General features: G+C 61.3%; 3 protein-coding genes. 1 reads left to right on the forward strand and 2 read right to left on the reverse strand.

Going from position 1 to position 11,499, the window contains the following annotated elements:
* On the reverse strand, positions 1–9,700 hold a 9,700-nt coding region (locus tag KGB07_RS25450), incomplete at its 3' end, for a peroxidase family protein (protein ID WP_223466893.1).
* A gap of 297 nt (positions 9,701–9,997) precedes the next feature.
* Complete coding sequence (locus KGB07_RS25455) at positions 9,998–10,465, reverse strand: hypothetical protein (protein WP_223466895.1); 468 nt, start codon at positions 10,463–10,465, stop codon at positions 9,998–10,000.
* 267 nt (positions 10,466–10,732) lie between these two features.
* On the opposite strand from KGB07_RS25455, the gene KGB07_RS25460 reads away from it, so the two are divergent.
* Complete coding sequence (locus tag KGB07_RS25460; protein WP_223466897.1) at positions 10,733–11,371, forward strand: hypothetical protein; 639 nt, start codon at positions 10,733–10,735, stop codon at positions 11,369–11,371.
* Positions 11,372–11,499: the final 128 nt, after the last annotated feature.

The raw sequence follows: 11,499 nt of genomic DNA on the forward strand, positions 1-11,499 counted from the left end.
CGTTGGCACCCAGGGTGTAGCTCGCGAGCGAGGTCCAGACCGTGTCAATACCCTCACCGCCAAGCTCGGTCACCACGTCCCCAAGGTCGGTGACTTCGTAGACATCGTCGCCAACACCGCCGGCCATCGTGTCGGCACCACTGCCGCCGATGAGAATGTCATTGCCCGCGTCACCATTGAGGATGTCGTTGCCACCCAAGCCACTCAGGAAGTCGTTGCCATCACCTCCGCTGGCTATGTCGTCGCCTGCCGTGCCGGTCCATATGTCGACACCCGCGGTACCGACAAACACATCACCGACCACTGTCGTTGCGGCAGAGGTGACTCGCTCAAGTGTGCCGAGGTCATCGGTGTAACTCGCGACGACACGCAGTTGCTGAGCGGTCTGCGTCGGGTCGGGCGTGAAGGTCGTGCCCGTCGCGCCGGCGATGTCGGTAAAGATCGCACCGCTCCCCACCTGCCACTGATGGGTAATCACCGAGGTCGTGGTCCCGTTGGCGTCGGTGAACGCATCCGTGGCGGTCAAGGCCGAGCCTGGCGTCGGGGTCGTATCGCTGATCAGCACCGTTCCAACCGGCAAGACATTGACGGTGCCAGTACCGGCCGGCGTGATCGGTGCGGTCGGCGCCGAGAACACCTCCTCCAGCACGCCATTGGCGTCCTTGTAGACCGCCCTGACGCGCAGAGCCAGTCCGGTTGGCACGACGAGTTCCGGGATAGCCGGCACGGCGCCGATGAGGGTCGCCGGTGGTGCAATCCTGAGTTCCGAGCCCACCGTGACGGTCGTGCCCTCCGCGCGCGCGACCTCTCCGGCGGCAAAGAAGGTGATGTCTTCGAATACGCCCGAGCCCGGGCGCGCTTCGAACTGCCAGAAGAAACTGATGGGCCCGGTGATCGCGCCGCCGGTCGCGGTATTGTCGGCATCGGTGATGTCTGCCGCCGAGACCGTCAGCACCTGGCCGACGGCGGGCGTGGGATCGTCGATCCTCAACACACCGACTGGCGCCGAGTTCAAACCGCCGAGTACGAGCGCCTGATCGGAGAACTGCACCCGCTCGATATTGCTGAGGGTGTCGGTCCCGTCCCTGCCAGCGACACTGTCGATGACCGTATAGGTGCCGTTGACGTTTTCAATCACGGTGTAATCCGCCAGATTGCCGGAGAACAGCGCCGTGTCGAAGTCAGGACCGGTCGCCGTCAGGATCTCGCGGACGATCTGGAGCTGGCCGGGGTTATAGGTGCCGTTCAACATGAGCGGGACCAGGGGTGACATGTTGTCGAAACTGGCGATTTCCGGCCCGGTGCCATCGATGTTCTGCCGCACACTGATGCGCACGTTGAGCCACTTGTCGCCGTCGATGAGGTCATCGCCTCCACGGCCTTCGATGACGTCGCTGCCGGCGCCACCCAGGACGATGTTGCCCCCGTCGAACTTATCGTCGGCTGTGCCGGCGATGCCATCCGCGCCGTTGCCGGCGATGCCGACGAACGCCCGTAGACCGCTGATGAGGTCGAAGTTGGTGAGCACGCTGCCCTTGGCGCCAGCGATGGCGAGCAAGTCGGCAGTGGAGTCATCGCCGCTGAGGAAATCGGCGTGGGACGATCCCGACAGCCCTTCCACCAGGTCCAACCGGGCAAGGATCGACGCGGTGGAACCAGGCACCGCAGGCTGATCGAAGAAGCGCAGCCTGGAGTTGAGGCCGATGGTCACGCCGGCCGGATCGTCCTTGAAGGTCGCCCAGTCGTAACCGGAGAAGCCGATGAAACGGTCCGCCTCGCTGGGGCTGCCGATCATGATGTCATCACCGCCTTCCCCGTCGAAGTTGTCCGGTCCGCCATCGCCCATGAAGACGTCGTTGCCATTGATCGGATCGTTGCCGAATGGGTCGAAGTTGTCGCCGGCAACACCATCGGCGGATCCGCCCTGGATCCAGTCGTCGCCTTCGCCGCCGCGCGCGAATTCGTTCGCCTTGCTGCCGAGGATGAAGTCGTTGCCCAGGCCGCCGCTGGTGTCGGCCGCGTCTTCGCCGGTGACGATGAAGTCCTGGCCGGCCTGGCCGAGGATCAGGTTGAGGCCGTTGCCGCCCTGGATGACGTCGTTGCCGTCCTCGCCGTGGATGACGTCATCGCCGCCGATGTCGGTGATGATGTCGTCACCGGTACCGCCAAAGAGTTGGTCGTTGCCGTAACCGCCATCGATCCTGTCGTTGCCGGCATCGCCATAGACCGTGTCGTCGTCCGAGTCGCCGGCAATGAGGATATCGTTGCCGGGCGTGCCGCCCAACACGACCGTTTCGGCGCCGGTATAGTGCAGGTAGTTGCTATCCAGACCCGTCGTGGCGGGGTTGTCTCGGATCACCAGCGGCGTGAGAAAATCAGTGCGCGGTGAGCCAATCGGGTGGACCGACGGACCAAACGGATCGGCGTTGGCCGGCAGGTTGTCGGCGGCCTCATTGACTGGCGTCAATGGATTGTCGACCAGTATGCCATCCGGCCCGGCAATCAGACTTGGGTTGTACTGGTTCGCCTGGTTGACCTCCAGAGTGTAGGCTGGCGTCAGGAAAACCCTGCCCGAGAGGTGTGTTGCGTCGGTATTGGCCATGACCAGCGTGGAGAACGTGTTGTTCTCAAGCTCAGCGCCAAAGTCCATCGAGGCGGTGCGTTCCAGATAGTAGAAGCGGTCACCGTCCTGGAGTTTCTCCATCTGGTTCTCGAAGACGAAGTTGAAGGTCGAGCCGAGCATGCCGCCAAAGGGCATCTTTTCCTCGGCCAGCCCACCAACCCAGAAGTCGACATTGTCCAGACCGGTGATGGTCACGTCATCTGCGGTGTTCAAAACACCGTCCGCACCGGCGGTGCTGGCCCAGGCACCCGTGCTGTTCAGGAAGTCGACACGGTCGCCCGGTGCGGTCGCGCCGCCTAACACCAGGTCCGCAGCCGCGGCGCGCTTGTCCGCCAGCGTGAGGGCGCTGGTGATGGTTGAGTGCGTGCCATAAGCGGCGATGAAGTTGATCAGCGATTCCGGATGTTTAATGTGCTGCACGAAATCGGCCCAACTGGTGTAGGGCTTGAGCTCTGCGTCGCCGGTGGGCCCATAGAACTCCCGCCGCGCCGCGTTCAGGGACGGAACGCCGGTATCGCGGCCGCGCGCCAGGTTGATGGCGGGCAGATCGAGCGGCAGGCCCAGCAGGTTATTGCGCAGGGCTTCGGTGACGAACTCGTCGATCTCGTTACCCACCTGGCGGGTCACACCGCGCACGATAGCACCGGCCGCCTGTTCCGGGGTGGCGCCGCTGCCCGCGAACTCGAGCGGGTTGAGGAAGGCCTGAATCAGCCCGATGTCGCTCGAGGCGAAGTTCGGATCGAGCCGGTCGACCTGCTCCAGCAGCATCGAGTGCCCGAAGCGATAGACAGTGTGCGCGAACTCGGCAACGATGCTCGGATCGATCGCGGTGTCGTACACCTGACCAGGTGCGAAGAACGGATCGACCATCGGCTGGATAGTGCGCGCGAACTCCTCGAACACCAGGTGCTGGTACTGCATCTCGGTGCCGAACTTCGCTGTCTGGAACAGACGCTCGCCGTTCCAGTCAAGGGTCGAGGTGTCGGCAGGAACGGCAGTGACAGGTGTCAGCAGCCACTCGTTCAGGAACGACACATCGCCGCTTGCCGCTGTCGCCAGGACCACCGCCATGGTGTGATCGACCAAGCGATTGTGCTCATGGTGGAAGATCGAATGGACGGTGGTCAGGCCAATGTTCTCGTTGACCCGGCCGTCGCCGGCAATGTAGTGCGCGTCCAACAGTTCGTTGTCGTAGAAGCCCGGCGCAGGTGTACCGCCGATGACAGTGTCCACATCGGGCAGGAGTGCCGCGCCGGTCTGGCCGTCCACCGGAACGGCAGTGTGCGCAATGTCGTTGAGGAAGGCATGGCCGGTGCGCACGGCAGTCGCCAGGCTGATAGGGGCCAGCGGGTTGCCTTCGATGACCACGTCGTCAGCCGTGTTCGCAATACCGTCGGGGCCAAGCCCGATGACGACCTGCGGGAAGCCGTTCGAACCCTTGATGAAGTTGCCGTAGGCATCGGTGCGCAGCAGCGGCACGTTGTCGAAGTCGGCATCGGTGAGGTTAATGCCCAGCATCGCACTCGCCTGCGCCTTGACCACCTTCCAGGTGGCCATGCCGCCAGTCAAACTATCGTCACCGGTAAACAGGATGCCGTCGCCACCGGCAGTCCGATTCTCGATCAGCTTGCCGGTGGCCACCGGATCGCCTAAAGCGTTGAACTCATAGGCACGCAGGAACACCTGGTGCGAAGGATGCGAGCTGTAGGTCTGGTTCTGGTCGACAAACGGCGAGGTGGTGTTGGTGTTCTCGTGGATGTCGTCGGCCGTGCCCAGGATGCCGTCGGGGCCGGGCAGCATAGTCGCCCGTGTCACGGTCATGAAGCGCAGGTTTGCAGGCAGATCGTCGGCGGTACCGGCGATGCCGTCTGGCCCGAGGACCAAGGGATCATCCGCCTGCAACGGGACGAACACCGTGCCATTGCCGCCCTTGGTGACGAGGTCCAGGCCATGGTCGAAGAACTGGCCGAAGAAGGTCATCCACTGGTTGAAGGGCGCGGTCAGGCCCGCATCGGGGCTTATGTTCGGGTCGAAGAAGGTCTGGAACGTCGTGCCGTCGGTGCGGGTTCCGGTAACCACCTGCGCACCGGCCTTGAGGACATCGTCAGGCGTGCCGAGGATGCCATCCACGCCCGGATCGAAGGTGGCCGCGACCGCCGCCGGGTTGTGGGCGGTCTGGTCGACGATCAGGTTGCTGATGGTGCGCGGTTGCGAGTCGAACACCAAGCCGCTGGTCTGCGTATACGAGGTCGGCGTGCCGGCTCCCGGAAAACCGGCCGGAACCGGATCCGCCGGGCGGAAGTTCGGCGTGGTCAGGCGCGGGAATACATTATCGGCAGCACCGAACTCGGGATGGAGCAGGTTGTTGTCCGTCCCCTCGACCGTGCGCAAACCGAACGGCATCCGTATGTTCGGCAGCAGAGAAACCATGTTCTCACCCGCCGCGTTGTGTTCCGCTATCTTGATCTGGTCAAGGATGAACGCCAGGTCGGATTGCGTGTAACGCACACCATTGCTGGGGGCAGTGGTCTGCGGATCAATCAGCGAAGGCGCCACTGCGGGGGCTGGCGCCGCGGCCACTACTGCCGTAGTCGGTGCCGAGAAAACCTGCTCGGTCACGCCATTGTCGTCCGCATAGATGCCTTTGACGCGCACTGCCAGGCCGGCAAGATCCGACGTCACCGTGAGAGTGGGCGCGTCCGCTCTTGTAAATCCGATACCGATGCGGCCTGGGCCGAGGATGATGTCCTCGAAGACGCCCGAGCCCGGTGCCGCTTCAAACTGCCATACGTAACTGATGGAATTGTGGATAGCCCCTCCCGCGTTGTCGCCATCGGTGAGGCCTGCCGCCGACACGGTCAGTATCTGGCCAACGGTCGGTGCGGTGTTATCTACCGTCAGCGCGCCCACCGGCTCAGCGTTGAGCCCGGGCACGAGGACCATGGACTGATCGGAGAACTGCAGCCGCTCGATGTTGGTGAGACGGTCGGTTTCTTCCTTGCCGACATTGTCGGTCACGGTGACGATGTCATCGGCAAAGTTGGCCGGGGTGCCGTTATCGTTGACGGTGATTGTGTAGTTCGCCATCGGGCCCAGGAAGTTGACGGTGTCGAAGCCCCCCGCGCCCGGCAGGATTTCACGCACGGCGACGAGCTGGCCGGGATTGTAGGTGCCGTTCAGCATGAGCGGGATCATCGGCGTCATGCTGTCGAAGGTGGCGATTTCCGGCCCGGTGCCATCGATGTTCTGACGCACGCTGATGCGCACGTTGAGCCACTTGTCGCCGTCGATGAGGTCGCTGCCGCCACGACCCTCGATGATATCGCTGCCATCACCGCCGAGGATGATGTTGCCCGCGCCGAACTGATCGTCGGCCGTCCCCCCGATACCGTCGGCACCGAATCCGGCGCTGCCGACGAAGGCCCGCAGGCCGCTGACGAGATCGAAGTTGGTGAGGATGCTGCCCCTGGCCGTGATGTTGGCGATGATGGCCGCGTTTTGTTCATCGCCGCGCAGGAAGTCGGCGAAGGCCGACCCCGACAGGCCCTCCACTTCCGCGAACCGGTCATAGACCGAGTCGGCCGATTGCGCCACGGCGCCCACGATATTGCCCGCGGCATCAGGTACCGCGTGATACGGACTGAAGAAGGGAACGACCATGTCGACGGTCACGCCGTACTTGTCATTCTTGTAGGTGGTCCAGTCGAACCCGGACATGCCGTCCATCTTGTCCTGAGCATCGCTGGCGACGAAGGTGTCGTCGCCGCCTTCACCGATCATTTCATCGAATCCGCCGGTGCCGATGAAGATGTCGTTGCCGGGCACATCGTCGGACAAGGTCGGGCTCATGTTATCGCCGGGCGCACCGTCCTGGGTGCCGCCCTCGATCCAGTCGTCGCCTTCGTTACCGGTCGGCGCGAGGTTGACCTTGGCGCCGAGGATGAAATCGTCGCCCGCGCCGGCGAAGGTCATGGTGATGTCTTCGGTGGTGATGATGAAGTCTTTGCCAGCGCCGCCGAAGACCAGGTTGTTGAGGCCGAGGGTCGAGTTGCCGGCCTGGATGACGTCGTTGCCGTCCTCGCCGCGCAGGGTGTCGCTGCCGCCGATGTCGGTGATGATGTCGTCGCCGGTACCGCCAAAGACGTTGTCGTTGCCGTAGCCGCCGTCGAGGCGGTCGTTGCCGGCGTCGCCATAGACGGTGTCGTCGTCCGAGTCGCCGGCAATGAGGATGTCGTCGCCGGGCGTGCCGCCCAGCACGACCGTATCGCCGCCGGTGTAGTGCAGGTAGTTGGTATCCAGGCCCGGTGTGGCGGGGTTGTCGCGAATCACCAGTGGCGTGAAATGGTCAATACGTGGTGAGCCAATCGGGTGGTCCGATGGGCCAAAGGGGTCGGCGTTGGCTGGCAGGTTGTCGGCGGCCTCATTGACTAGCGTCAATGGATTGTCGACCAGTATGCCATCCGGCCCGGCAATCACACTCTGATTGAACTGGTGCGTCGGGTCGGTCTCCAGGATGAAGGCCGGCGTCAGGAATATGTTAGCCGGCAGGTGTGTTGCGTTGCTGTTGAGCATCACCAGATTGGCGAACGAATTGTTCTCAAGCTCAGTGCCGAAGTTGAGTCCTGCGGTGCGTGCCAGGTAGTAGAAGCGGTCGCCATTCTGCAGGTTTTCCAACTGGGTTTCGAAGACGAAGTTGAAGCTCGAACCCAGCAGGCCGCCAAAGGGCATCTTCTCCTCGGCCAGGCCGCCGATCCAGTAGTCGACGTTGTCCAGGCCAGTGGTGGTCACGTCGTCTGCGGTGTTCAGAATACCGTCCGCACCGGCGGTGCTCGCCCAGGCACCGGTGCTGTGCAGGAAGTCGAGACGATCGGCTGGCGCGGTCGCGCTGCCGAGCACGAGATCCGCAGCCGCGGCGCGCTTGGCCGCCATCGTCGTAGCGCTAGTGATGGTTGAATGCGTGCCGTAGGCGGCGATGAAATTGATCAGCGATTCCGGGTGTTTCATGTGCTGCACGAAATCGGCCCAGCTCGTGTAGGGGGTCAACTGGCTGTCGCCGGTCATGTGGTAGAACTCGCGCCGCGCCTCATTCAGCGACGGGATGCCGGTGTCGCGGCCGCGCGCCAGGTTGAGGGCGGCCAGGTCCAGCGGCAGACCGACCAGGTTGTTGCGCACCGCGTCGGTCACGAACTCGTCGATCTCGTTGCCGACCTGACGGGTCAGGCCGCGTACGATGGCGCCTGCCGCCTCCCCAGGGGTGGGGCCGCTCGCAGCAAATGCCAACGGGTTGAGGAAGGCCGCGATCAGGCCGGTCTGTTGATTGCCCGGGTCAACCGGATTGCCGTCGCCAACGACGTTGAAGTTGGCATCGAAACGATCGACCGTCTCCACCAGCATCGAGTGGCCGAAGCGAAAGACCGTGTGCGCGAACTCGGCGACGATCGCCGGGTTGATCGTGGTGTCGTTGCCCATGGGTGCCAGGAAAACGTCCACTTGCGGCTGGATGGTGCGCGCGAACTCCTCGAACACCAGGTGCTGGTACTGCATCTCGGTGCCGAACTTGGCGGCCTGGAACAACCGCTCGCCGTTCCAGTGCAGGGCCGCGATGTCGGCCGCCGTTACCGGCAACGCCGCCAGTTGGGCGTCAGGCAGCAGCCACTGATTGAGAAAGGCGAGGTCGGCGGAGGCCAGCACCGTTGCCTTGGTCTGGTCAATCAGCCGGTTGTGCTCGCTGTGGAAGATGGAATGCACGGTGGTCAGGCCGATGTTCTCGTTGACCCGGCCATCGCCGGCGATGTAGTGCTTGTCGAGCAGTTCGTTGTCGTAGGTGCCGGGGGCTTGCGGGCCGCCAATGACGGTGTCCGCGTCGGCCGTCAGGCCGCCGGTCGGATCGGCGCTGTGGGCGATGTCGATGAGGAACTGGTGACCGGTGCGCACGGCGTTTGTCAGGCTGATGGGTGCAGCCCGATTACCCTCGACGAGCACATCATCGGCCGTACCGGCAATGCCATCCGCGCCCATCATCACGACTTGAGGAAGGCCGTTAGGCCCCTTGATGAAGTTGCCGTAAGCATCGGTCGCCAGCAGCGGTACGTTGAACACATCCGCATCGGTCAAGTTGATGCCGAGCAGATCACGGGCCTGAGCCTTGACGACTGCCCAGGTGGCCATGCCGCCGATTTCAACGTCATCAGCTGTGCCGAAATGCCCATCGACGCCCAGGTCACGGTTGGTGATCAGCTTGCCGGTGGCCACCGGATCGCCAACGGCGTTGAGTTCATAGGCACGCAGGAACACCTGGTGCGAGGGATGCGAGCTGTAGGTCTGGTTCTGGTCGACAAACGGCGAGGTGGTGTTGCTCTGCTCGTGGATGTCATCGGCGGTGCCGAGGATGCCGTCGGGACCGGGCAGATTGGTGGCCCGCGTCAACACCATGAAGTTGGTCGGGCTACCAGGCACGAACAGTGGATCGTCGGGCTGCAGCGGAATGAACACCGTGCCGCTGCCGCCTTTGGTGACCAGGTCCAGGCCGTGATCGAAGAACTGGCCGAAGAAGGTCATCCAGGCATTGAAGGGCGCGGTCAGGCCCGCGTCCGGCGTGATATTAGGAATCTGGAAGACGGAAATGTCGTCGGCGGTGCCGAACAGGCCATCCAGACCGGGGCTGGTGACGACCTGTGAATCCGGATTGGCCGCTGCAGCCGCGACTGCCGCCGGGTTGTTGGCGGTCTGGTCCACGATCAGGTTGCTGATGGTACGCGGCTGCGAGTCGAAGACGAAACCGCTGGTCTGCAGGTAGGAGGTCGGTGTGGTTCCGCCAGGATCGGCCGGGCCGAAGAAGCCGACCGGCTGGACCTGCGCGGTATTGAACACCGGCGTCGTCATACGCGGGAAGAAGTTGTCGGCGGCGCCGAACTGGGGATTGGCCAGGTTGTTGTCGATGCCGGAGACAGTGCGCAGGCCGAAGGGTACCTCTACGTTCGGCAGCATGTCAGCCAGACTCGCGCCTGCCGCATTCCGTTCAGCGATGAAAATTTGTTCGAGAATGAACTCAAGATCGGACTTGATGAAGCTGGCCATGGCTGTTTCCTCGATGCTTGACTAGTCAGGAAACCACACGCATAAAACACGGCTGCAAACGCGTGGTTTAGTGCTGAACCCCATAAATGAAACCGAAATTTGAACGACGGGACCTGGTACCACGGCTGCACCGAGCCCCTACTGAATTGCAAGCAATCAGCAGAACTCGACTGAGGATCAATTCCCCATGACAACCGTATTTACAGGCTGGTATTGCGCCTCAAGGAGGCGACGGCCCATGAACCCAGGTTGAATAGAAGGTGCAACTTGCTAACGGCCCCGTCACGTATCGGGGCTCTATGCATCTGTACATGATGCTCTCTCAGGTGTAGGGGGCTTGTCACAGATGCCACACATCCAGAGAACAAAGGCATTGGCCGGAATATGCTCGCGAAGATCGCCATATTCCGGGACTTCCTGAGGGGTGATGGCACGGTTCTGCGTCCATGCGGCTTCGTCAACAAGCCTTTTATCCATGAGAAAACTGGCATCGACTACGAATTGACTAGTATGTACTGGAGACTGGCTCCGCACGCTGGGTGGCGGAGTCAGGAAATCATTGGAACCATGGGTTTGGTTCTGATTGAGTGGAACACCCGCACTGTTGTACTGGAGCGCTTTCTCAACAGAGATTTCAAATGAACCGAGTTTGACTTGAATGCCAGGGTGCGAATGGCCGACCACACTATTGGTAATAACCCCCGGCTGTTGTTGCCGGAAATAGCGATTATCCAGATGGATCGAGAATCTTTTTAAATTATTCATCGCGCCTCCCGACTTCAACCTCAAACGCCAGCTTTACACTCCATTGAAAATGAGTATTGAGGGGCTACCCGGATGTGTACAGAGACAAAAGCCCAATCAAATTCTGAGACCTTGGTCGAAGAATCGGATCAGACCTTGGTCGGATCAGAGGCTGGCCAAGCGTCCAGTGGCGGAGTGCCAGGGAGACAGCCCCCCCGTGCGAAACTGCGCCATTCAAGCCGCTCAACCCAGTTCGTCATCTGCGCCACAATCATTCTGGGCTTGACCATGACGTTCGTTGGAAAGCTCGTAAGCCAGAGTATCGAAGATGCAACGATTCAAACGGCGGCAGAGACTGGTGCGCGTTATATGCAGAACTTTCTCGATCCTTTCGTCCAGGGACTGACCACTGCCAATGAACTCCCCGATGGAACCATTCAGACTATTGATCACCTGCTGTCCAGCACCTCATTGAGTACGCATGTGGTCTCGGTGAAGATCTGGCTTCCAGACGGCACGATTGTCTACAGCACCGACAAGTCCACGGTCCAGAAAACTTTTCCGACAGAGGAGATCTCACAGGCGCTGACAGGCAAGATCTATACAGAACTGGACAATGATTTTGAAGATGATACTGAGGATGCTTTTGAGCGAAGTCTGAATATTCCGCTCTATGAAATTTTTGCTCCACTGCGAGAAACGGGTACTGGAAAGATTGTTGCGGTTGGAGAGTTCTACGAAACCGCGGAAGCGTTACAGCGCGAAATCAATAATGTTCGCAAGAAAGTATGGGCGATAGTTGGTGCAGCAACGACAGCCATGCTTTTGTTGTTATTTTTTATCGTTCGGCGTGATGACAAGATAATAAAGCAGCATGAAACAGCACTTGAATGGCGAATGGATGAGGGTGTAATTAGTTTTGTGTAAACGGTCATTTGGCAGGAGACTGCCTACCCCAAGGAAATCCAATGACCGAGCCAAAATCCAAGCGCGCCAAACGAGTCAAACCTGATCCTGAACTGGTTAAATTGGCCGACAGCCTGCTGAGCAATTAC

This window comes from Pseudomonas sp. GL-RE-26 (genome assembly GCF_019956275.1).
GTDB lineage: Bacteria > Pseudomonadota > Gammaproteobacteria > Pseudomonadales > Pseudomonadaceae > Aquipseudomonas > Aquipseudomonas grandcourensis.